Annotated in this window: 24 protein-coding genes and 2 riboswitches; of the genes, 21 read left to right on the top strand and 3 right to left on the bottom strand. The window is 68.9% G+C overall.

Annotated features, from left to right (window positions below):
* Window positions 1-3 precede the first annotated feature (3 nt).
* From rpsH to ASF52_RS09820, 14 genes are all read left to right on the top strand, one after another.
* Window positions 4-399, top strand: coding sequence for a 30S ribosomal protein S8 (gene rpsH / locus ASF52_RS09885; RefSeq protein ID WP_055881679.1), 396 nt, complete (start codon window positions 4-6; stop codon window positions 397-399).
* A 24-nt stretch (window positions 400-423) separates the two neighbouring features.
* Window positions 424-957: a 50S ribosomal protein L6 gene (gene rplF, locus ASF52_RS09880; RefSeq protein ID WP_056171338.1), complete on the top strand. Its 534-nt coding sequence runs from the start codon at window positions 424-426 to the stop codon at window positions 955-957.
* A 12-nt stretch (window positions 958-969) separates the two neighbouring features.
* Window positions 970-1,332 carry a 50S ribosomal protein L18 gene (gene rplR / locus ASF52_RS09875; RefSeq protein ID WP_056171336.1) on the top strand — a complete coding sequence of 121 codons (363 nt, stop codon included), beginning with the start codon at window positions 970-972 and terminating at the stop codon, window positions 1,330-1,332.
* A gap of 93 nt (window positions 1,333-1,425) precedes the next feature.
* Window positions 1,426-2,013 (top strand): 30S ribosomal protein S5, encoded by a 588-nt coding sequence (gene rpsE, locus ASF52_RS09870; RefSeq protein WP_056171334.1) that lies wholly within the window; start codon window positions 1,426-1,428, stop codon window positions 2,011-2,013.
* A gap of 11 nt (window positions 2,014-2,024) precedes the next feature.
* Window positions 2,025-2,216 (top strand): 50S ribosomal protein L30, encoded by a 192-nt coding sequence (rpmD, locus tag ASF52_RS09865; RefSeq protein ID WP_056091618.1) that lies wholly within the window; start codon window positions 2,025-2,027, stop codon window positions 2,214-2,216.
* Between the two features lie 11 nt (window positions 2,217-2,227).
* Window positions 2,228-2,731, top strand: coding sequence for a 50S ribosomal protein L15 (rplO, locus tag ASF52_RS09860; protein WP_056171333.1), 504 nt, complete (start codon window positions 2,228-2,230; stop codon window positions 2,729-2,731).
* A 124-nt stretch (window positions 2,732-2,855) separates the two neighbouring features.
* Entirely contained in the window at window positions 2,856-4,193 is a 1,338-nt protein-coding gene (gene secY, locus ASF52_RS09855) for a preprotein translocase subunit SecY (protein WP_056171331.1), read from the top strand.
* Between the two features lie 87 nt (window positions 4,194-4,280).
* Window positions 4,281-4,883: an adenylate kinase gene (locus tag ASF52_RS09850; protein ID WP_056171329.1), complete on the top strand. Its 603-nt coding sequence runs from the start codon at window positions 4,281-4,283 to the stop codon at window positions 4,881-4,883.
* 236 nt (window positions 4,884-5,119) lie between these two features.
* A complete protein-coding gene (gene rpsM, locus ASF52_RS09845) occupies window positions 5,120-5,488 on the top strand; it encodes a 30S ribosomal protein S13 (RefSeq protein WP_056171364.1) in 369 nt (122 codons plus the stop codon).
* 168 nt (window positions 5,489-5,656) lie between these two features.
* Window positions 5,657-6,046 carry a 30S ribosomal protein S11 gene (rpsK, locus tag ASF52_RS09840; protein WP_056171326.1) on the top strand — a complete coding sequence of 130 codons (390 nt, stop codon included), beginning with the start codon at window positions 5,657-5,659 and terminating at the stop codon, window positions 6,044-6,046.
* A gap of 77 nt (window positions 6,047-6,123) precedes the next feature.
* Entirely contained in the window at window positions 6,124-6,999 is an 876-nt protein-coding gene (locus tag ASF52_RS09835) for an MBL fold metallo-hydrolase (RefSeq protein WP_056171361.1), read from the top strand.
* Between the two features lie 125 nt (window positions 7,000-7,124).
* Complete coding sequence (locus ASF52_RS09830) at window positions 7,125-8,144, top strand: DNA-directed RNA polymerase subunit alpha (protein WP_056171359.1); 1,020 nt, start codon at window positions 7,125-7,127, stop codon at window positions 8,142-8,144.
* A gap of 189 nt (window positions 8,145-8,333) precedes the next feature.
* On the top strand, window positions 8,334-8,744 hold the full coding sequence (gene rplQ, locus ASF52_RS09825; protein WP_056171325.1) for a 50S ribosomal protein L17: 411 nt from the start codon (window positions 8,334-8,336) through the stop codon (window positions 8,742-8,744).
* Window positions 8,745-8,885: 141 nt separating this feature from the next.
* On the top strand, window positions 8,886-9,188 hold the full coding sequence (locus ASF52_RS09820) for a hypothetical protein (protein ID WP_244473767.1): 303 nt from the start codon (window positions 8,886-8,888) through the stop codon (window positions 9,186-9,188).
* 62 nt (window positions 9,189-9,250) lie between these two features.
* On the opposite strand, the gene trpS is transcribed toward ASF52_RS09820, so the two are convergent.
* Together trpS and ASF52_RS09810 are read right to left on the bottom strand one after the other, a co-directional pair.
* A complete protein-coding gene (gene trpS / locus ASF52_RS09815; RefSeq protein WP_056171320.1) occupies window positions 9,251-10,318 on the bottom strand; it encodes a tryptophan--tRNA ligase in 1,068 nt (355 codons plus the stop codon).
* 91 nt (window positions 10,319-10,409) lie between these two features.
* On the bottom strand, window positions 10,410-11,183 hold the full coding sequence (locus ASF52_RS09810; RefSeq protein WP_056171318.1) for an endonuclease III domain-containing protein: 774 nt from the start codon (window positions 11,181-11,183) through the stop codon (window positions 10,410-10,412).
* 113 nt (window positions 11,184-11,296) lie between these two features.
* Window positions 11,297-11,412, top strand: a riboswitch (glycine riboswitch).
* Between the two features lies 1 nt (window position 11,413).
* Window positions 11,414-11,512, top strand: a riboswitch (glycine riboswitch).
* A gap of 55 nt (window positions 11,513-11,567) precedes the next feature.
* On the opposite strand from ASF52_RS09810, the gene gcvT reads away from it, so the two are divergent.
* From gcvT to ASF52_RS09785, 5 genes are all read left to right on the top strand, one after another.
* Window positions 11,568-12,701, top strand: a complete 1,134-nt coding sequence (gene gcvT / locus ASF52_RS09805; RefSeq protein ID WP_056171315.1) for a glycine cleavage system aminomethyltransferase GcvT — start codon at window positions 11,568-11,570, stop codon at window positions 12,699-12,701.
* Between the two features lie 67 nt (window positions 12,702-12,768).
* On the top strand, window positions 12,769-13,131 hold the full coding sequence (gene gcvH / locus ASF52_RS09800) for a glycine cleavage system protein GcvH (RefSeq protein ID WP_056171313.1): 363 nt from the start codon (window positions 12,769-12,771) through the stop codon (window positions 13,129-13,131).
* Between the two features lie 32 nt (window positions 13,132-13,163).
* Window positions 13,164-16,010 carry an aminomethyl-transferring glycine dehydrogenase gene (gcvP, locus tag ASF52_RS09795; protein WP_056171310.1) on the top strand — a complete coding sequence of 949 codons (2,847 nt, stop codon included), beginning with the start codon at window positions 13,164-13,166 and terminating at the stop codon, window positions 16,008-16,010.
* 48 nt (window positions 16,011-16,058) lie between these two features.
* Window positions 16,059-16,586: a methylated-DNA--[protein]-cysteine S-methyltransferase gene (locus ASF52_RS09790; protein WP_244473766.1), complete on the top strand. Its 528-nt coding sequence runs from the start codon at window positions 16,059-16,061 to the stop codon at window positions 16,584-16,586.
* Window positions 16,587-16,763: 177 nt separating this feature from the next.
* Complete coding sequence (locus tag ASF52_RS09785) at window positions 16,764-18,455, top strand: cyclic peptide export ABC transporter (RefSeq protein WP_056171358.1); 1,692 nt, start codon at window positions 16,764-16,766, stop codon at window positions 18,453-18,455.
* Here the strand turns inward: ASF52_RS09785 and ASF52_RS09780 are convergent.
* The gene (locus tag ASF52_RS09780; protein ID WP_056171306.1) at window positions 18,434-19,132 is read right to left on the bottom strand and encodes a GyrI-like domain-containing protein; all 699 of its coding nucleotides are present in this window, start codon (window positions 19,130-19,132) and stop codon (window positions 18,434-18,436) included. The two genes, ASF52_RS09785 and ASF52_RS09780, sit on opposite strands and share 22 nt — an antisense overlap.
* 230 nt (window positions 19,133-19,362) lie before the next feature.
* Between ASF52_RS09780 and dapF the strand changes: the two genes are divergently transcribed.
* Together dapF and mtaB are read left to right on the top strand one after the other, a co-directional pair.
* Window positions 19,363-20,250 (top strand): diaminopimelate epimerase, encoded by an 888-nt coding sequence (gene dapF / locus ASF52_RS09775; protein ID WP_056171304.1) that lies wholly within the window; start codon window positions 19,363-19,365, stop codon window positions 20,248-20,250.
* A 1-nt stretch (window position 20,251) separates the two neighbouring features.
* Complete coding sequence (gene mtaB / locus ASF52_RS09770; protein WP_056171302.1) at window positions 20,252-21,493, top strand: tRNA (N(6)-L-threonylcarbamoyladenosine(37)-C(2))-methylthiotransferase MtaB; 1,242 nt, start codon at window positions 20,252-20,254, stop codon at window positions 21,491-21,493.
* Window positions 21,494-21,902: the final 409 nt, after the last annotated feature.

Raw genomic sequence — 21,902 nt, 5'->3', positions numbered from 1 at the left:
ACCATGGTCAACGATCCCGTGGGTGATATGCTCACCCGCATCCGCAACGGTCAGCAGCGCCGCCGCAACGTCGTCCAGACGCCCGGTTCGCGCCTGCGTGCCAGCGTGCTCGACGTCCTCAAGTCCGAGGGCTACATCCGTGACTACGCGACCACGGATTACGGCAACGGCCGCACCGAGTTCGCCATCGAGCTGAAGTACTACGACGGCCAGCCCGTCATCCGCTCGATCCAGCGCGTGTCGAAGCCCGGCCGCCGCGTCTACTCGTCGGTCGGCGAGCTGCCGCGTGTCGCCGATGGTCTCGGCGTCACCATCGTGTCCACCCCGCAGGGCGTCATGGCCGACCACGAGGCGCGCGAGCGCAACGTCGGCGGCGAAGTGCTCTGCAAGGTGTTCTGATCCTGGACTTGGAGGAATAAGGCGATGTCTCGCGTAGGCAAGAAGCCCGTTCCCGTCCCGTCCGGTGTGACGGCCACGGTGACCGGTCAGACGGTTAAGATGAAGGGCTCCAAGGGCGAGCTCCAGTACGTCGTTCCCAACGTGGTCGACGTGAAGTTCGAGGACGGCGCCGTCTCGGTGCAGCCCCGAAACCAGACCAAGGAGGCCCGCTCGCTGTGGGGCACCTCTCGTGCTCAGGTGGCGAACCTCGTCGAGGGCGTCTCCAAGGGCTTCGAGAAGAAGCTCGAGATCACCGGCGTGGGTTACCGCGCGGCGATGGCCGGCAAGGCACTCAAGCTCTCGCTCGGCTACAGCCACGACATCGAGTACGAGATCCCCGTCGGGATCACGATCGCGGTGCCGAAGCCCACCGAAATCGTCATCTCCGGCATCGACCGGCAGGTGGTCGGCCAGGTGGCAGCCGAGATCCGCGACTATCGCAGTCCCGAGCCCTACAAGGGCAAGGGCGTGAAGTACGCGGGTGAGTTCATCTTCCGCAAGGAAGGCAAGAAGAAGTAAGGGCCGGCCAACATGTCACGCAAAATCGATGCACTCGACCGCCGCAAGGCGCGTGTGCGCCGCGCGCTGCGGGCGGCGGCCAACGGACGGCCCCGGCTCTCGGTGTTCCGTTCCTCCAAGCAGATCTACGTCCAGGTCATCGACGACGCCGCGGGTAAGACCCTCGCGGCGGCGTCCAGCCTCGACAAGGATCTGCGGACCGGTCTGAAGACCGGTGCCGACGTCTCTGCCGCCCAGGCGGTGGGCAAGCTCGTCGCCGAGCGCGCCAAGGCAGCCGGCGTCACCCAGGTGATCTTCGATCGCTCGGGCTACCTCTATCACGGGCGCGTCAAGGCGCTCGCCGACGCCGCCCGCGAAGGCGGTCTCGAGTTCTAAGATTGGCGGAGGGGAGCGGTTTCGGCCGTTCCCCGTCCTGACGATTCAAGCGAGCGGGTCCGCCACCCGCGCCAGTGAGATGGAAGTGTAAGAATGGCACGTGAACGTGAAGGCGGGGGCCGCGGCCGCCGCGATGAGCGCGAGGAGCGCGACAGCGAGTTCGTGGACAAGCTCGTCCACATCAACCGCGTCGCCAAGGTCGTGAAGGGCGGACGTCGCTTTGGCTTCGCTGCCCTCGTCGTCGTCGGCGATCAGAAGGGCCGCGTCGGCTTCGGCCACGGCAAGGCCCGCGAAGTCCCCGAGGCGATCCGCAAGGCGACGGAAGCCGCCAAGCGCGGCCTCGTCCGCGTGGCTCTGCGCGAGGGCCGCACCCTGCACCACGACGTCCAGGGACGTCACGGTGCCGGCAAGGTCATCCTGCGCGCCGCTCCCCAGGGTACCGGCATCATCGCCGGCGGCCCGATGCGCGCCGTCTTCGAGACGCTGGGCATGCAGGACGTGGTGGCGAAGAGCCTCGGCTCCTCGAACCCCTACAACCTCGTGCGCGCCACCTTCGACGCCCTGAAGAACGAGGACAGCCCGCGCTCCGTCGCGGCCCGTCGCGGTCTCAAGGTGTCGGCGCTCCAGGCCCGCCGTCGTGACGCCGATCCGTCCGACTTGTCCGAAGCCGCAGTGGCTTGAGGGAGGGTCAGATGGCACAGAAGACCGTCCGTATCGAGCAGATCGGCTCGCCGATCCGCCGTGAGGGCGACCAGCGCGCGACGCTGATCGGCCTCAAGCTCAACAAGCTGCACCGGGTCTCCGAGCTGGAGGATACCCCCTCCGTGCGCGGCATGATCCGCAAGGTGCAGCACCTCGTGCGTGTCCTTGGCGACGCGGCCTGAGGGAGGGCATCATGAAACTGAATGAACTCCACGACAATCCCGGCGCAACCAAGAACCGGATGCGCGTCGGCCGGGGCATCGGCTCCGGCAAGGGCAAGACCGCTGGACGCGGCGTGAAGGGCCAGAAGGCCCGTACCGGCGTGTCCATCAAGGGCTTCGAGGGCGGTCAGATGCCGCTGCATCGTCGCTTGCCCAAGCGCGGCTTCAACAACCTGTACTCGACGGACCTGAACGAGGTGAACCTCGGCCGCGTCCAGCAGGCGTTGGATGCCGGTCGTCTCGAAGCCGGTGCGGTCGTCACCGTCGAGACCCTGATCGCCGCGGGCGTGTGCGCCCGTGCCCGTGACGGCGTCAAGCTCCTCGGCGTCGGCGAGCTGACCACGAAGGTCTCCTTCGAGGTGACCCGCGCGTCGAAGTCGGCCATCGAGGCCGTCGAAAAGAACGGCGGAACCGTCACCGTGACCTTCGGCGACGGCGTGTCCACCCGTGGCAAGCCCGCCCGCGTGGTTGCGTAGACTCGAGACCGACTTTAAGTCGAACCTCTGAGCGGCGGCCCGTGCGACCTCGCGCGTGGCCGCCGTTTCAGTTTATCGGGGAGCTGTTCGCTCCCGTGCGAATCGTGACTCAGGAACCGGTGCCATGGCCTCAGCCGCCGAGCAGCTTGCCGCGAACCTCAATTTCGGGGCCATCGCCAAGGCCGACGAGCTCAAGAAGCGGATCTGGTTCACCCTGGGTGCGCTGATCGTCTTCCGGCTCGGCACGTACATTCCGATTCCCGGCATCGATCCCGAGCAGTTCGCCCGGAACTTCCAGCAGCAGGCGGGCGGCGTGCTCGGGCTGTTCAACATGTTCTCCGGCGGTGCCGTCGAGCGCATGGCGATCTTCGCCCTCAACATCATGCCGTACATCTCGGCCTCCATCATCATTCAGCTGCTGACCTCGGTCGTTCCGACCCTGGAGGCGCTGAAAAAGGAAGGTGAGTCCGGCCGCAAGGTCATCAATCAGTACACCCGCTACCTCACGGTGGTGCTGGCCCTGGTCCAGAGCTGGGGCATCGCCTTCGGCCTCCAGAGTTCGAGCGCGGCCATCGAGCCGGGGCCCTTCTTCATCCTGTCCACGGTCATCACCCTGACGGGCGGCACGCTGTTCCTCATGTGGATCGGCGAGCAGATCACCTCGCGCGGCATCGGCAACGGCTCGTCGCTCATCATCTTCGCCGGCATCGTCGCCCACCTGCCGGTCGCCATCGTGGGTGCGCTGGAGCTGAGCCGCACCGGGGCGCTCTCCTCCGCCGTCATCCTGGGCATGGGTGTGGCTGCCATCGCCCTGGTCTACTTCATCGTGTTCATGGAGCGCGCCCAGCGTCGGCTCCTGATCAACTACCCCAAGCGCCAGGTCGGCAATAAGATGTACGAGGGCCAGACCTCGTTCCTGCCGCTGAAGCTCAACACCGCCGGCGTGATTCCGCCGATCTTCGCCTCGTCGCTCCTGCTGCTGCCCGCCACCGTGGCGAGCTTCTCGGCGAACAACGGCGGCACCGGCATCCTGGCGACGATCACGACCTATATCGGCCACGGCCGGCCGCTCTACATGGTGCTGTACGCCGCCCTGATCATCTTCTTCGCGTTCTTCTATACCGCGGTGGTGTTCAACCCCGAGGAGACGGCGGACAACCTGAAGAAGCACGGCGGCTTCATTCCCGGCATCCGGCCGGGCGAGCGTACCGCGGCCTTCATCGACAAGGTTCTCACGCGCATCACCCTCGTCGGCGCCCTGTATTTGACCTTCGTCTGTCTGGTGCCCGAAATCCTGGCGTCGTACTCTTCGGCCAGCATCGGGTTCGGCGGCACGTCGCTCCTCATCGTCGTCTCGGTGACGATGGATACGGTGGCGCAGATCCACGGTCACCTGATGGCCCACCAATACGAAGGCCTCGTCAAGAAGGCCAAGCTGCGGGGCGCCACGCGGCGCCGCTGAGCACCCATCGGGCGAGCCTATCAGCGACGGCGTTCCCTTTTCGAGGGCGCCGCCCTTCAAGAAGAACGGACCTGAGGAAACGACGCCATGCGGATCATTCTGCTCGGACCGCCGGGAGCTGGTAAGGGAACGCAGTCGGCGCGCATCGTCGAGCGGTTCGGCATTCCGCAGCTCTCCACCGGGGATATGCTGCGGGCGGCGGTGGCCGCCGGTACGCCCGTGGGCCTCGAGGCCAAGGCGATCATGGAAAGCGGCGGGCTCGTTCCCGACGCCGTCGTCGTCGGTATCGTCGCCGACCGGATCGAGGAAGCGGACGCGCGCAACGGCTTCATCCTCGACGGTTTCCCCCGGACGGTCGCGCAGGCCGCCGCCCTCGACCGGATGCTCGAGAAGAAGAACCTCGCCCTCGACACCGTGGTCGAGTTCGCCGTGGACGAGGACGCCTTGATCGGACGCATCGCCAAGCGCGCCTCCGAGACCGCCGCCCGCGGCGAACCCGTACGCAAGGACGACACGCCCGAGGTGTTCAAGACGCGCTTCGAAGCCTATCGCGAGCTCACCGCGCCGCTCTCCGCCTATTACGCCAGCCTCGGTATGCTGGAGACCCTCGACGGCATGAAACCGGTCGACGAGGTCACCGGGGATCTCATGGCGACCCTGGAGCGCCATGTCGAAACGACGGCGTCCTGAGTCGAAACGACGGCGTCCTGAGCGGCTGGATTTGTTACCATCGAGTTGACAGGGGGACCGGCCCGCGCTAGTGGGCCGGTCTTCGTTCACACGGATTGGGTCCGGGCCGCCTCGCCAGAGGTTGCCGCGGGCCGCTTTGTCGTTCTGGACGGTACGCAGGGGCCGGTCTCCACCGGACGCGTATCACGATAACCCGGGCCGGACCGATTGGGTCCGCTGCCCAGATGGAGAAGACCTTGGCTCGTATCGCTGGCGTTAACATCCCGACCAACAAGCGCGTCGTCATCGCGCTTCAGTACATCCACGGCATCGGTTCGAAGAAGGCGGAAGAGATCACGGAGAAGGTCGGCATCCCGGCCGAGCGCCGTGTGAACCAGCTCACCGACGCCGAGGTTCTGTCGATCCGCGAGACCATCGATCGCGATTATCTCGTCGAGGGCGACCTCCGCCGCGAAGTCTCGATGAACATCAAGCGCCTGATGGATCTGGGCTGCTACCGTGGCCTGCGCCACCGCCGCAACCTGCCCGTCCGCGGCCAGCGCACGCACACCAACGCCCGCACCCGCAAGGGCAAGTCCAAGCCCATCGCCGGCAAGAAGAAGTAAGCTTTCGCATTTCGGGAGGCCGTGGTTCGCTCGGCCTCCCGAACGTCGATCCGGGTACCCCTCACGGAGGCCCGGTGTGTCGGTACGGTCTTCCACGCCCGCGCCGCCAACTCCCAGAGAATCCCGAGCGCCTGGTATGACGGGCGCGTTTGAAGGACGAGAACCAAGATGGCCAAGGAAACAACCCGCGTTCGTCGCCGCGAACGCAAGAACATCGTCTCGGGCGTCGCGCATGTGAACGCGTCGTTCAACAACACGATGATCACCATCACCGACGCCCAGGGCAACACCATCTCGTGGTCGTCCGCTGGCGCCATGGGCTTCAAGGGCTCGCGCAAGTCGACCCCGTACGCGGCCCAGGTCGCCGCCGAGGACGCGGCCCGCAAGGCCGCCGAACACGGCATGCGCACCCTCGAAGTCGAGGTGTCCGGCCCCGGCTCCGGCCGTGAATCCGCTCTGCGCGCGCTTCAGGCCGCCGGCTTCACCGTGACCTCCATCCGCGACGTCACGTCGATCCCGCACAACGGCTGCCGCCCCCGCAAGCGTCGGCGCGTCTAAGACTGACGAAAACCGGCCGGGCCGGTCCGAAAGGACTCTGCCCCGGCCGGCATTTTAGGTGTGTGACGGAGACGTGCGTGTCGAACGGTTCGAGTCCGCTTCCCGGTGTGCTGCGGTGGACCTTGGGTGATCTCACGGTCACGGTTCTGAATGACGGCTACCTGCCCGGGTCGCTCGACCTCGTCGTCGGGATCGATACGGATGAGGCCGGCTCGCTTCAGGCGGCCGGCTTTCGCGCGCGCGATCCTCGCATCACCCTCAACGCGTTTCTCATCACCGGGCCGGGCCGGGCGCCGATCCTCATCGATACGGGCATGGGTCGATTCGGGGGCGATACCCTCGGGCGTGTCCCGGCGGCCCTGGCCGCCGCGGGTGTCCGGGCCGAGGATGTCGGCACGGTGCTGCTGACCCACCTGCACCCCGACCATGCCGGCGGTCTCGTCACCGCCGATGGCTCGGCGGCGTTCGTCAATGCAGAACTCGTCGTGCACGCCGACGAGTCGGCGCACTGGCTCGACGAGGGTGCCCTGTCCCGTGCGCCGGAAGGGGCCAAGCCCTATTTCGAGAACGCCGCCAAGGCGACATCCCCTTACGCGGGTCGGCTGCGGACCGTGACCGGGGGCGAGGTCGCGCCCGGAATCACCATGGTCCCGTTGCCCGGCCACACGCCGGGTCATTCCGGCTATCGGATCGTGTCGGGCGACCACGCACTCCTGATGTGGGCCGACATCGTCCACCTGCCGGCGATCCAGTTCAAGCGTCCGGACGCCGGGATGGTGTTCGACGTCGACGTGGACGCAGCGCGCCAGGTGCGCCGCCGCATCCTCGACGAGGTCGCCACCGACCGGACCTTCATCGCCGGCGCCCATCTCGAATTCCCGGCCCTGGGCTACGTCGCCCGGGACGGGGCCGCTTACAGCTTCGTCCCCGAACTCTGGGTCGCGGCACACTAAATCCGTTCGCTGCGAAAGCGGCGAGCGCCATCCTTTTCAAGGGGTTTCGGCGCTGAGGCGCAGCATCGAAACCCGAGCGTGGACCGCCCGTGTGGGCCGCGCCGATCGTCGCGAGAGGTAGCATCGTGGTCATTCAGAAGAACTGGCAAGAGCTCATCAAGCCGAACAAGCTCCAGGTCTCGACCGGTCACGACCCCAAGCGGGTCGCCACCGTCGTGGCCGAGCCGCTCGAGCGTGGTTTCGGCACGACGCTGGGCAACTCGCTCCGCCGCGTGCTGCTGTCCTCGCTTCAGGGCGCGGCCGTGACCTCGGTGCAGATCGACGGCGTGCTGCATGAGTTCTCGTCGATCCCCGGCGTGCGCGAGGATGTCACCGACATCGTCCTCAACATCAAGACCATCGCCATCCGCTCGCAGACCGAGGCTCCGAAGCGCCTGACCCTGCGCAAGACCGGCCCCGGCCTCGTCACCGCCGGCGACATCGGCACGGTCGGCGACGTCCAGATCCTCAACCCCGACCTCGTCATCTGCACCCTCGACGACGGCGCCGAGATCCGGATGGAGTTCACCGTCGCCACCGGCAAGGGCTACGTCCCGGCCGAGCGCAACCGTCCCGAGGACGCACCCATCGGGCTGATCCCCGTGGACGCCCTGTTCTCGCCCGTGACCAAGGTCAGCTACCGCATCGAGACCACCCGCGAGGGCCAGGATCTCGACAAGGACAAGCTGACGATGACCATCGAGACCAACGGCGCGGTGACGCCCGAGGACGCGCTGGCCTACGCCGCACGCATCATCCAGGACCAGCTCCAGGTGTTCGTGAACTTCGAGGAGCCCCGCAAGGAAGAGGCGCAGCCGCTCGCGCCGCAGCTCCCCTTCAACCCGGCCCTGCTCAAGAAGGTCGACGAGCTCGAGCTGTCGGTCCGTTCGGCGAACTGCCTGAAGAACGACAACATCGTCTACATCGGCGACCTGATCCAGAAGTCGGAGGGCGAGATGCTGCGCACCCCGAACTTCGGCCGCAAGTCGCTCAACGAGATCAAGGAAGTGCTCGCAGCCATGGGCCTCCACCTCGGCATGGACATCCCCGGCTGGCCGCCGGAAAACATCGAAGATCTCGCCAAGCGCTTCGAAGAGCATTATTAGGGCGAGCCGCCCCGGCCGGGACTTTCTGGCGCGTCTCGGCGCCGGTTGTTTGGCCAATCCATCGGGGGTTCGCGAAGACGCGAACTCCCAAAAGAATCCCGCCGCGGGGTCATGCGGAATGAACAGCCCCGCTCATGGGGCGCTTGGCCGTACCGTGGCACGGCGGCCATCACATAAGGACCAGCCATCATGCGTCATGGATTTCGCGGTCGTCGCTTCAACCGCACCACCGAGCACCGCAAGGCGATGTTCGCCAACATGTCCGCCGCGCTGATCAAGCACGAGCAGATCATCACCACTTTGCCCAAGGCGAAGGATCTGCGTCCGGTCATCGAGAAGCTGATCACGCTCGGTAAGACCGACTCGCTGCACGCGCGCCGCCTCGCCATGTCGCAGATCCGCGACCACGACATGGTCCGCAAGCTCTTCGCCGTCATCGGCCCGCGCTACAACGCCCGTCCGGGCGGCTACTGCCGCATCATGAAGGCCGGCTTCCGCTACGGCGACAACGCTCCGCTCGCCGTCATCGAGTTTGTCGATCGCGACGTCGAAGCCCGTGGCAAGGATTCCGGTCCGGTCCAGGTCGTCGACGCGGCGTAAGTCTCAGGCCTTCGGGTTGGCTTGAGAGCTTTCTAAGCTGAGGAACCGAGAAAAGGCGGCCTTTAGGGCCGCCTTTTTCTTTTCTCGGACGTCCCGCGCGCTACCATCATGCCTGTAACCGATCGCAACACAGGTTCCGTCATGCGCGCGACTATCAAGATACTCTTATGTTTCACCCTGTTCATGGCCACCGGTGCACAAGCGGCGAAGTTGACCATGGACGACAAGGTCGCCCGCTGGCCGCGCGCGACGACGGACGAGAAGATCGATTTCGCCACCCGCATGGGCAAGGCGTTCACGAGCCTTTCGCCGGATCTCGACCGCAACTACTTCATCAAGTGCCTGGAGGAGACGGCGAACATCGGCAACCCGCGCGACATCAAGCTCGAAGAGGCGGTGAAGATGTGCGTCGCCGTCAACAAGCCGCCGTCGGAGCCGGAGTAAGCGCCGCGCGTCGCATCGTGTCCAACCCGCCGCCTCTGCCACGCTGCGGCAGAGCGGCGGCGTCAGACCATCCGCAGGCGCGGGCCGCGGCGGACGAAGCCGACGATGTCCTTCACCGCGTCGAGGGTCGGGGCCGCGATGGCCTCGGCGCGCTCGGCCCCGTCGGCCAGGACCGCGTCGATCTCGGCCGGATCGGAGACCAGACGCTTCATCTCGGACCCCAGCGGCGCCAGGGTCTCCACCGCGAGTTCGACCAGCGCGCCCTTGAACTGGGAGAACTGGGCGCCGCCGTAATCGCGCAGCACATCCTCCCGCGACACGTCCTTGAGGGCGGCGAAGATGCCCACGAGGTTGTCGGCCTCGGGCCGCCCGGCGAGCCCCGCCACTTCGGAGGGGAGGGCGTCCGGGTCGGTCTTCGCCTTGCGCACCTTGGCGGCGATGGAATCGGCGTCGTCCGTGAGGTTGATGCGCGAATTGTCGGAGGCGTCCGACTTCGACATCTTCTTCGTTCCGTCGCGCAGGCTCATGACGCGGGCGGCCGGCCCGCCGATGAGCGGCTCGGTGACGGGAAAGAAGCCTTCGCCCGCATCGTGGCCATGGGCCGAGATCGACTCCGAAAAGTCGTTGTTGAACTTCTGCGCGATGTCGCGGGTGAGTTCGAGGTGCTGCTTCTGGTCCTCGCCCACGGGCACGTGGGTGGCGCGGTAGGCCAGGATGTCGGCGGCCATGAGCACCGGGTAGGCGTAGAGCCCGATCGACGCGTTCTCGCGGTCCTTGCCGGCCTTGTCCTTGAACTGGGTCATGCGGTTGAGCCAGCCGAGCCGCGCGACGCAGTTGAAGATCCACGCGAGCTCGGCGTGCTGGGGCACCTGCGACTGGTTGAAGACGATGCTCCGCTTCGGGTCGATGCCGGCGGCGAGGAACGCTGCGGTGACCTCGCGGATCTGCCCCTTCAGGGCGGCCGGGTCCTGCCACAGGGTGATCGCGTGCATGTCGACGACGCAGTAGAGGCACTGCGCGTCGCGTGCCTGCATCTCCACGAAGCGCTTGATGGCGCCGAGATAGTTGCCGAGATGCAGGTTCCCCGTGGGCTGGACGCCCGAGAACACAAGCTCCTTGAACGCGGTCATCGCGCGGGGTCCTTCACGTGCCGTCCTGTCGGAAGGGCGCCGTCGTGCGAGGACGCCAAGGGGCGGTTTCTGAACGCCGCGTCGGGGCCGGTCAAGCGGCCGTCGTCTTGCCCTGTCGTGCCTGCCCCGTGGGGCAGAGATCGAGGAGGACGCAACGCCCGCAGGCCGGACTCCGGTGGTGGCAGACCGCCTGACCGTGCAGCATCAGGATCTCGTGGTTGTCGTAGAGGTCCTGGGCGCTCCAATCGGCCGGCAGCTGCGCCCGCAGGATCGGGTGCGACGGGCCGACATCGATCGCCGCGCCGATCAGGCCCGTGCGCTGGGCGACGCGGTGATGGTGGCTGTCGACGGGGAGCGCCGGCATCCGCAGGATGCTGAACGACAGCACGGCGGCACTGGTCTTCGGGCCGATTCCGGGAATCGCTTCGAGCCAAGCGCGCGCCGCGTCGACACCCATCTCCGCCAGGAAGTCGAGGGACAGGGCACCGTGCCGCTCCTGTACGGCGCGCAGGATGGCCTGGATGCGCGGAGCCTTGAGTTCGGGCCAGGTCACCCCGGCGATGGTCGCCTCGATCTCGGACACGGGGGCCGCCAGCATCGCGGCCCAGTCGGGGTAGCGCGCCCGCAGCGCCTTGAAGGCCCGGCCCGAATCGGCGTTCCGGGTCCGATGCGACAGGAGTGACGAGACGAGCTCGCTCAGCGGGTCGAGGCTGTGGAAGTAGGGGATCGGGCACGCGTAGACCGGGCACAGGCGCCGGTGGATCTCCAAGGCCTTCTCGCCCAGGCCCGGATCGGCCGGGAGGTCCGTGGAGCGGCGTCGCGAAGGGCGGGGGCCGGCGAGGTCGTGTCCGGATGCGATGGTCATGAAGCGGGAATCGCCGAGGATTCGGACCGGTTCCAGGCTGTGACGAAAGCTCCGGGTTTGTCAGGCCCCGGCTTGCGCGGCCCGGCACGGCATGTAACCTTGCCCTCGTCAGCAATGGCGATACGGGAGAGCCCAGGTCGAAGCACTTCGTGTGCGAAGCATTTCGATCATGGCGCCGACGGAGCAACCACCCCCGGAAACTCTCAGGCACAATCACCGTATCGTTTCGACAATCTGGAGAGAGGCGCCTGACGGCGCCCACCGAAGGAGAAATCCCGCGTCGCGCCGTCTGCGCACGGGAGAAGCTCTCAGGTAACCGCGACAGATGGGGGCAACCGGACCACTCGACCGAGGGTCCGGAACCGTTCTGTCGTGGGAATTCCGATGCCGTTCGACGCCCTCCGCACGCCGCTCCACGCCCTGCATCTGCGCCACGGCGCCCGGATGGTGCCGTTCGCCGGCTATGCCATGCCGGTGCAGTACCCGGACGGCCTCCTCAAGGAACACCTGCACACGCGCGCCCACGCCGGGCTGTTCGACGTGTCGCATATGGGGCAGATCCAGCTCATCCCCCGTTCGGGCAGTCTCACGGATGTGGCCCGCGCCCTCGAAGCCCTGCTGCCCATCGACGTGCTCGGGCTGCGTCCCGGCCGCCAGCGCTACGGCCTCCTGCTCGACGAATCCGGCGGCATTCGCGACGACCTGATGGTCGCCCAGTGCGGTGACAGCCTCCTCCTCGTCGTGAACGCGGCGAACAAGGTCGCCGACGAGGCGTATCTGCGCGCCCATCTCACCGGCATCTGCGAGATCGCGGTGCTGCCCCGCGCCCTCCTCGCCCTGCAGGGACCGGGGGCGGAGGCCGCCCTGGCACGCCTCGCCCCCGAGGTCGCGGCCCTGCGGTTCATGGATGTCCGGGCCGTCGATCTCGCCGGTACGTCCGCCCTCGTCACCCGCTCGGGCTACACCGGCGAGGACGGGTTCGAACTCTCCGTGCCCGAGGACCGGGCCGAGGCCCTCGCCGAGACCCTGCTCGCCGACGGGACCGTCCGGCCCATCGGGCTCGGCGCCCGCGATTCCCTGCGCCTCGAAGCCGGTCTGTGCCTGCACGGGGCGGACATCGACGCCGGCACCGACCCCGTCGAGGCCGGCCTCGGTTGGGCGATCCCCGCCGTGCGCCGGAGGGGCGGCGCGCGGGAGGGGAGCTTTCCCGGTGCGGCGCGCATCCTCGCGGCCCTCGCCGACGGTCCGTCGCGCAAGCGCGTCGGCCTGCGCACCGAGGGCGCCGCGCCCGTGCGGGCCGGCGCTCCCCTGTTCGCCGGAGAGGTGGCGGGCGACGCCATCGGGCACGTCACCTCCGGTGGCTTCGGGCCGAGCCTGCAGGCCCCCGTCGCCATGGGCTACCTGCCGGCCGCGCTGACCCGGCCCGGCACCCGCGTCTTCGCCGAGGTGCGCGGCCGGCGTCTGCCCATGGTGGTGAACGGCCTGCCCTTCGTTCCGGCCGGCTTCAAGCGCGCCTGACCCCCCGCGCCTGAACCCCAGACTCGTCCCGAGCCCCGACTTCCCGACCTGTTCCCAGGAGTGACCCATGCTGCGATTCACCGACGAGCACGAATGGCTGGCCCGCGAGGGCGATGTCGCCACGGTGGGCATCACCACCCATGCGGCCGAGCAGCTCGGCGACCTCGTCTTCATCGAACTGCCGAAGGTCGGCGCCCGCCTGGTGAAGGGCGAGGCGGCGGCGGTGGTGGAATCCGTCAAGGCGGCGTCCGACGTCTACGCGCCCGTCTCGGGCGAGGTCACGGAGGTCAACGAGGCGGCGGTCGCCGATCCGTCGAGCGTCGGCAGCGATCCGCAGGGAGCCGGCTGGCTCTACCGCATCCGCCTCGACGACCCCGCCGCCCTCGACGATCTGATGGACGAGGCCGCCTACGCGGCCTTCCCGAAGTAGCGGCCACTCCTTCAAACCTCCGAGGTCCCGCCATGAACAACGACCGCTACGACCCCTACGATTTCGCCAATCGCCGCCACATCGGCCCGACGACGCACGAGATCGAGGCCATGCTCGCCGTGGTGGGGGCCGAGACCCTGCACGCTCTCGTGGACGAGACCCTGCCGGCCAGCATCCGCCAGGCCGAGCGCCTCGATTTCGGGGTGTCGATGACCGAGCGCCGGGTGCTCGAGCACATGCGCGGCATCGCCGACAAGAACCGGCTCCTCGTCTCGCTCATCGGGCAGGGCTATCACGGCACGACGATGCCGCCGGTGATCCAGCGCAACATCTTCGAGAACCCGGCCTGGTACACGGCCTACTCGCCCTACCAGCCGGAGATCAGCCAGGGACGACTCGAAGCGCTCCTGAACTTCCAGACCCTGGTCTGCGACCTCACCGGCCTCGACATCGCCAACGCCTCGCTCCTCGACGAGGCCACGGCGGCGGCCGAGGCCATGGGCATGGCCGCCCGCATCGCCACCAACGGGCAGACCGCGTTCTTCGTCGATGCCGAGTGCCTGCCCCAGACCATCGCGGTGCTCAGGACCCGCGCCGCGCCGCTGGGCTGGAGCATCGTGGTCGGCGATCCGGCGACCGACCTCGATTCGGCGGCGGTGTTCGGGGCACTGTTCCAGTACCCGGGCGTCTGCGGCGCCATCCACGACGTTTCGGAGATCATCACGCGCCTGCACGCGGCCGGCGCCGTGGCGGTGATGGCCGCAGACCCCCTGGCGCTCACGCTCCTGAAGCCCCCCGGCGAGATGGGCGCCGACATCGCGGTGGGCTCGATGCAGCGCTACGGCGTGCCCATGGGCTATGGCGGCCCGCACGCCGCCTACCTCGCCACCCGCGACGCCCACAAGCGCACCCTGCCGGGACGCCTCGTCGGCGTCTCGGTGGATGCGCGCGGCAACCGCGCCTATCGCCTCGCCCTCCAGACCCGCGAGCAGCACATCCGCCGCGAGAAGGCGACCTCGAACATCTGCACCGCACAGGTGCTGCTCGCGGTCATCGCCGGCATGTACGCCGTGTTCCACGGCCCCCGCGGCCTGAAGGCCATCGCGGCCCGGGTCCACCGCGACGCCGTGCGGGTGGCGCAGGGGCTGGAGAGCCTGGGCTTCGCGATGGAATCCGAGACGTTCTTCGACACGGTCACCGTGCGGGTCGGCGCGTTCCAGGGCCTGATCCTGGCGAATGCGGTGGCCAACGGCATCAACCTGCGCAAGGTCGGCACCGACCGCATCGGCATCACCGTCGACGAGCGGACCCGCCCCGACATCGTCCAGGCCGTGTGGCGCGCCTTCGGCGGCGACCACCTCGCCTACGACGAGGCCTGGCCCGACCCGCGCCTGCCGGACGGGTCGATCCGCACCTCCCAATACCTCACCCACCCGATCTTCCACATGAACCGGGCCGAGAGCGAGATGACGCGCTACATGCGCCGCCTCAGCGACCGGGATCTCGCCCTCGACCGGGCCATGATCCCGCTCGGCTCCTGCACCATGAAGCTCAACGCCACCGCCGAGATGCTGCCGATCTCCTGGCCGGAGTTTTCCGAGATCCACCCCTTCGTGCCGGCGGATCAGGCCGCCGGCTATCACGAACTCCTGGCCGACTTCTCGCAAAAACTCTGCGCCATCACCGGCTACGACGCGATCTCGATGCAGCCGAATTCCGGCGCGCAGGGCGAGTATGCGGGGCTGCTCGCCATCCGCGCCTATCACCTGTCGCGGGGGGACGGACACCGCACCGTGTGCCTCATCCCGTCCTCGGCCCACGGCACCAACCCGGCCTCGGCGCAGATGTGCGGCATGAGCGTCGTGGTGGTGGGCGCGGACGCCAAGGGCAACATCGACGTGGAGGATTTCCGCAGGAAGGCGGAGCTCCATTCCGAAAAACTCGCGGCCTGCATGATCACCTATCCGTCGACCCACGGGGTGTTCGAGGCCAGGGTGCGCGAACTCTGCGCCATCGTGCATTTCCACGGGGGCCAGGTGTACCTCGACGGGGCCAACCTCAACGCCATGGTGGGCCTCGCGCGCCCCGGCGACATCGGCGCCGACGTCAGCCACCTCAACCTGCACAAGACCTTCTGCATCCCGCATGGCGGCGGCGGCCCCGGCATGGGCCCCATCGGCGTCAAGGCGCACCTCGTGCCGTTCCTGCCCGGACATCCCGAGACCGGCGGGGAGGGGGCGGTGTCGGCGGCCCCCTACGGCTCGGCTTCGATCCTGCCGATCTCGTGGAGCTACTGCCTGCTCATGGGCGGGCGCGGCCTGACGCAGGCCACCCGCATCGCCATCCTCAACGCGAACTACATCGCCGCCCGGCTCGGCGACGCCTACCCGGTGCTCTATTCCGGCGCGCACGGCCGCGTGGCGCACGAGTGCATCATCGATTTGCGCCCGTTCCAGAAGAGCGCCGGCGTCACCGTCGAGGACGTCGCCAAGCGCCTCATCGATTGCGGCTTCCACCCGCCGACCATGAGCTGGCCCGTGGCCGGCACCCTGATGATCGAGCCCACGGAATCCGAGACCAAGGGCGAGATCGACCGCTTCTGCGATGCCATGCTGGCGATCCGCGAGGAGATCCGCGCCATCGAGGAGGGCCGGATCGACCGGGCCGACAACCCCCTCAAGCACGCCCCCCACACGGTGCGGGACCTGATCGGCCCGTGGGAGCGGCCCTATTCCCGCGAAGCCGCGTGCTTTCCCACCGGCAGCCTCGGGATGGACAAGTACTGGCCGCCCATCAACCGGGTCGACAACGCCTACGGCGACCGCAACCTCGTGTGCTCGTGCCCACCGGTGGAGGCGTACGGCGAGGCGGCGGAGTAGGGCCGTCGTCCGTCTCGTGGGTCGCGGAGGATGCGTCCCGATCGGCGCATGGTAGGCTCTGCCATGCGCCAGACAGCCTACACGATGCTCGCCAGCCCCATCGGCCCGCTTCTCCTCGGGGGAACCGATGACGGGCTGGCCTGCATCGGCTTTCCGAGCGGCAAGGGCGCCGTGACGCCGGGCGCGGACTGGCACCGGAACGACGCGGCCTTCGCCGAAGCGAGGGCGCAGCTCACGGCCTATTTCGACGGTCGGCTGACCCGGTTCGACCTCGCACTGGCGCCGCGCGGAACGCCGTTCCAGTTGACGGTCTGGCAGGCCCTCACGGAAATCCCGCCGGGCGAGACGATTTCCTACGGCGAACTCGCCCGCCGGATCGGGCGCCCGAGCGCGAGCCGCGCCGTGGGTGCGGCCAACGGCGCCAACCCGCTGCCCATCGTGGTGCCCTGCCACCGGGTGATCGGCGCCAGCGGAGCCCTGACGGGCTTCGCCGGCGGTGTCGAGACCAAGCGTTTCCTGCTCGCCCTGGAGGGCGGCCCGGCCGGGCCGGCACCCGCGCGACTCGGCCTGCTGTAACGTATTCCTTCCCCGATCGCCCCAGGCGCCTTGTCACCGCAACGCCAGGATGCAATGAGCCCGGCCCGATGCTTCCGTGGTCCGTAGATCCGGGGTCACACGCCGGTCTGCATCGACGAGTGGCCGAACAAGGCGTGGGCGGGGCACCTCTGCCTCGGCTGGTCCGAGAGGATGTCGATGGCGGAGGCGCGTGCACGTTTGGGGCGGCTCGGACAGGATGCGGTGCGGCTCCTGCGCCCCCTCTGGCCGCTCGTCGCGGTCTCCTCGGTCATCGGCGCGGCGAGCGGGCTGGCGACAGCGGCGGTCCTGGCCCAGGTCAACACGGCGATCCACGCCGAGGGCGGCCTGCCGGAGAATTTTCTGGCGATCTTCCTCGGCCTCGTCGTCCTCGGCGTCGGCGGGTCCCTCGTCTCCGGGCTCGGCAGCAGCCTGGCGGGCGGGCGCATCAACGCGACCCTGAACCGGGATCTCGCGGACCTGATCCTGACCGCGCCGCTCTCCCGCATCGAACGGCTCGGCCGCCACCGCATCCTCGCCTCCCTGAACGAGGACGCCGGCACCCTCTCGCGGGTCATCGGGCTCCTGTCGGGCCTGATCATCCAGATCGGCGTGCTGACCGGCTGCCTCGCCTACCTGCTCTATCTCTCACCGACCCTGTTCGCGATCACCCTCGTCGGCTTCGGCCTCGGCAGCTACGGCGAGGCCGTCCTGCGCCGCCGGGCGATGGTTCATTTCCGAACGCGCCGGACCCTCGTGGAGACCCAGCAGAAGCACTATCAGACCCTCACGGAGGGGTGCCGGGAGTTGCGCCTCAACAAGGTGCGCCGCCTGCGCGTGCGCAACGTGGCCCTGGCCGGCTGCATCGAGGATCTGCGGCGCAACGCCTGGGCAACGCAGACGCTGTTCGAGTTCTCCTTCCTCACGAAGAAGCTCGCCCTGTTCGCCACCATCGCGGCCATCATCGCCTACAAGGCCGCCATCGGGATCGACAGTTCCGTCCTGTCGGGCTTCGTGCTGGTGCTGCTCTACGTGGAGACGCCGGTGAGCTATATCCTCGCCTGCCTGCCCGAGATCGGCCGCGCCGAGGTCGCCTATGGACGCATCGCCGCGTTCTCGGCGGACAGCGACGCCGCCGAGCCCGATCTCCTCACGCCGGCCGTCCCGCCCGTAGCGGACGCCATTGACACCATCGAATTGCGGGGCGTCAGCCACACCTTCCCATCTGTGGACGACGGGCCGGCCTTCACCCTCGGACCCCTCGACCTGACCATCCGGCGGGGCGAGATCCTGTTCATCGTCGGCGAGAACGGCTCGGGCAAGACCACCCTGATCAAGCTGATCCTCGGCCTCTACCCGCCGCAGACCGGCACGCTCCGCCTCGATGGCGTGCCGGTGACGGCGGAGACCCGCGACGCCTACCGACAGCACTTCTCGGCGGTGTTCTTCGACTACACCCTGTTCGACGATCTGGTGATGCCCGCCGCCATCGGCCCGGAGGCGGGCCAGGCACTTCTCGAGACCCTCGATCTGGCCCGCAAGGTCGCGATCCGCGACGGCGCCTTCTCGACCACGGACCTATCGGCGGGGCAGCGCAAGCGCCTCGCCCTGATCCAGGCCGCCCTCGAAGGACGCCCGGTCCTCGTCCTCGACGAGTGGGCGGCCGAGCAGGACCCGACCTTCCGGCGCCTGTTCTACGCCGAATTGCTGCCCGCCCTGAAGCGCCAGGGCCGCACCCTGGTGGTGATCAGCCACGACGACCGCTACTTCGACGCAGCCGATCGGGTGATCCACCTGGACGGCGGCCGCGCGACCGAGGCGCCGCGCGGGGCGCCGGCCCCGGCGAAATCCTACGGCTTCGGCAGCGCGTAGATGTTCACGTCGAGCTTCTCGTCGGCCTTGTCGTTGAGGTCGGTGACGTATTCCTCGATGAAGCGGTCCTGCACCACCACGTCCTTGGCGTCGAGGTAGGCGGTGAGCGTCTCGTAGGTGCCGTCGATCTCGTCGTAGGAACCCCGGTGCGGGAAGCGCAGGGCCTTGCCGCTCGGGGTGGTTCCGAACCGCAGGCCGTCGGCCTCGGCGGGCTTCGGGTCCGGCATCGCCGCGATGGGGATCATAGCCTCGTACTGGAAGCCGTCGTCGTCCGTCTTGGCGAAGACCGCGATGGGCCGGCCCGTGGGCGTGATGCCGGCCTTGGCGAGATCCGCCTCGATGCGCTGGAACGCGGCCTTCAGGCTCGGCACCGCCTCCTCCCATTTGGCGCGTCCCGACAGGATCGCGGCGGGTTTGGGCGGCAGGGACACCGCATCGACGTCGTTGGCGTCGCCGGGCGTCTCCACCAGGGTCTTTCGCGGCGCGGCCGTGGGGGGCGCGGCCGGGGCGGCGCCCGCCTGGGCGGGGACAGGCACGTCGGGCGTGCCCGGGCCGGCCGGGCCGGGCGTCGTGGTGGTGGGCAGGGGGGTGGCGACGGCCGGCGGCACCGCTTCCTGAGCGTGGGCGAGGCCGGCCGCGAGGCATCCGGCAAGGAGCGTCAGGCGAAAGCGAATCACGGCGGCGCTCCGGAGGATCGGCGGCCTCCCGGGGAAGCCGGGGGCAGTGGTCGCCAACGTAGTGACGAAGCCCGCCCCCCGCGAGGCGCATCGCGTGTCCACGCGCACGAACGTGACCGGGCGCGGCGCTTCTGCAACGCAGCCCCCCGGCGGCCCCGCGTGCGCGGCCCCGGGCTTTCGCCTATATGCGGGGCCCGGGCCCTTCCACCGAGACAATCATCCGAAGAGACATGAGCGCACTCGCCCATCGACGGTTCCTGAAGATGAACGGCGCCGGCAACGCCATCGTGGTGCTGGACCTGCGCGGGTCGGACCTCACGGTCGCGGCCGGCGACGTCCGGGCCATCGCGAGGCACCCGGCCTCCGCCTTCGACCAGCTCATGGTGATCCACGACGCGCGCACCCCCGGCACCGACGCGGCCCTGCGCATCTACAACACCGACGGATCGGAAGCGGGCGCCTGCGGCAACGGCACCCGCTGCGTCGCCTACGCCATGCTCGACGACCCCGCCATGGCGCGGCCGGCCGAGAGCGGGCGCCTCACCCTGGAGACGCGGGGCGGCCTCGTGAGCGTCAAGCGCATGGCCGAGCGCGCCTTCACCGTCGACATGGGCCGGCCCAAGCTGAAGTGGGACGAGATCCCGCTCGCCGAACCGTTCCAGGACACGCGGCGCATCGAACTCCAGGTCGGCCCCATCGACGCGCCTGTGCTGCACTCGCCGGCGGTGGTCAACATGGGCAACCCGCACGCGATCTTCTTCGTGGACCGCGACCCCGCGACCTACGACCTCGCCCGCATCGGCCCGATGCTGGAGAACCATCCCGTCTTTCCCGACCGCGCCAACATCTCGCTCGCCCGGGTGACCGGCCCCGACACCATCGTCCTGCGGGTGTGGGAGCGCGGCGCCGGCCTGACCCTGGCCTGCGGCACCGCCGCCTGCGCCACCGTGGTGGCGGCCGCGCGCCTGCGCATGATCGGCCGGGGCGCCACCGTGCACCTGCCCGGCGGCGACCTCGTCATCGAGTGGCGCGCCGACGACCACGTGCTCATGACCGGCCCCGTGGCGCTGGAATGGGACGGCACCTTCGATCCCGCCCTGTTCGCCGGGGCCGCCTAGAATGGCGGTCGAGACCCTCACCTTCGGCTGCCGGCTCAACACCGTCGAGGCGGAGGTGATGCGCGGCCATGCCGGCCCCCATGCGGCGGACGACCTCGTCATCGTCAACACCTGCGCGGTGACGCAGGAGGCCGGGCGCCAGGCGCGCAAGGCCATCCGCCGGATCGCCCGCGACCGGCCGGCGGCCCGCATCGTCGTCACCGGCTGCGGCGCGCAGGTGGAGACCGCCCTCTACGCCGCCATGCCGGAGGTCGCCCGCCTCGTCGGCAACGACGCGAAGGGCCGGATGGAGACCTGGGCGCCTTCCCGCGTCCCCCCCGACCGCAATGCGGTGGACGACATCATGGCCGTGCGCACGGTCGCGCCCACCCGGATCGCCGCCATCGCGGGGCAGACCCGCGCCTTCGTGCCCGTGCAGAACGGCTGCGACCACCGCTGCACGTTCTGCGTCATCCCGTTCGGGCGCGGCAACTCGCGCTCCGTCGCGCAGGCGGACGTGGTCGATCAGGTCCGCCGCATCGTCGACCATGGCGGGCGGGAAGTGGTGCTCACGGGCGTCGATCTCACCGCCTACGGCCGCGATCTTTCGGACACATCGAGCCTCGGACGCCTGACGCAGGCGATCCTGTCCGGCGTGCCCGACCTCGCCCGCCTGCGCCTGTCCTCCATCGATTCCATCGAGGCCGACGACGCCCTCATGGATGCCATCGCCGGTGGGGCGCGGCTGATGCCGCATCTCCACCTCTCGCTCCAGGCCGGCGACGACCTCGTCCTCAAGCGGATGAAGCGCCGCCACACCCGCGCCGACGCGATCCGCTTCTGCGCCGAGGTACGCCGCCTGCGGCCGGAGGTGGTGTTCGGGGCCGACCTCATCGCGGGGTTCCCGACCGAGACGGAGGCGCAGTTCGTCCGCTCCCTCGACCTCGTGGTCGAATGCGGCCTGACCCATCTTCACGTCTTCCCGTACTCGCCGCGCCCCGGGACCCCGGCGGCGCGGATGCCGCCGGTGCCGGGGGATGTCGTCCGCGCGCGCGCCGCGCGGTTGCGCGCGGCCGGGGAAACGGCCCTGGCGGCGCATCTCGCGGCGCAGGTCGGGCGCACCCACCGGGTGCTGAGCGAGCGCGGCGGCATGGGGCGGACGGAGGGGTTCACCCAAGTGCGGCTAGAGCCGGACACCCCGGCCGGAGAGCTTCGGGACGTCAGCATCGCCGGCCACGACGGAACGATGTTGGTCGGGGCCTGACAAACCCTCCCCCCTCTGCGGGCTACGGGATTCACACGACGGTGAAGCCGGCGATTTCGGCCGCTCGCCGAGGAATCCTGTGCGTCGGCGTGAAGCGCAACAGGCCCCCTCTCCTGAAGGGAGAGGGCTGGGGTGAGGTGAGAGGTCTCTCCGGAAAGGTCGTACACCTCACCCTGTCCCTCTCCTGGAAGGTGTGGGGACCCGTGCCGCCCGCGAGAGGTGTGAATCCGGCAGCCTCCGCGGGAGAGGGCTATGTTCGGCCCGGAGCCACTCGAGCACCGAAATTTCTTGACAATATTCCTATTTCGTTGTTCAGTCCGGGCACTCGCCTCCCACGCGGGAGGCCCCCCGGCGAACCGGGTCGGGGGGCTCGGGGGAGGAGACGGCGCCCCGCGTCGATGGCCCGGTC

The sequence above is a fragment of the Methylobacterium sp. Leaf112 genome (assembly GCF_001423295.1).
Lineage (GTDB): Bacteria > Pseudomonadota > Alphaproteobacteria > Rhizobiales > Beijerinckiaceae > Methylobacterium.
Note: the sequence above shows the minus strand (reverse complement) of the source record. Positions and strands in the feature narration are given on the sequence as shown.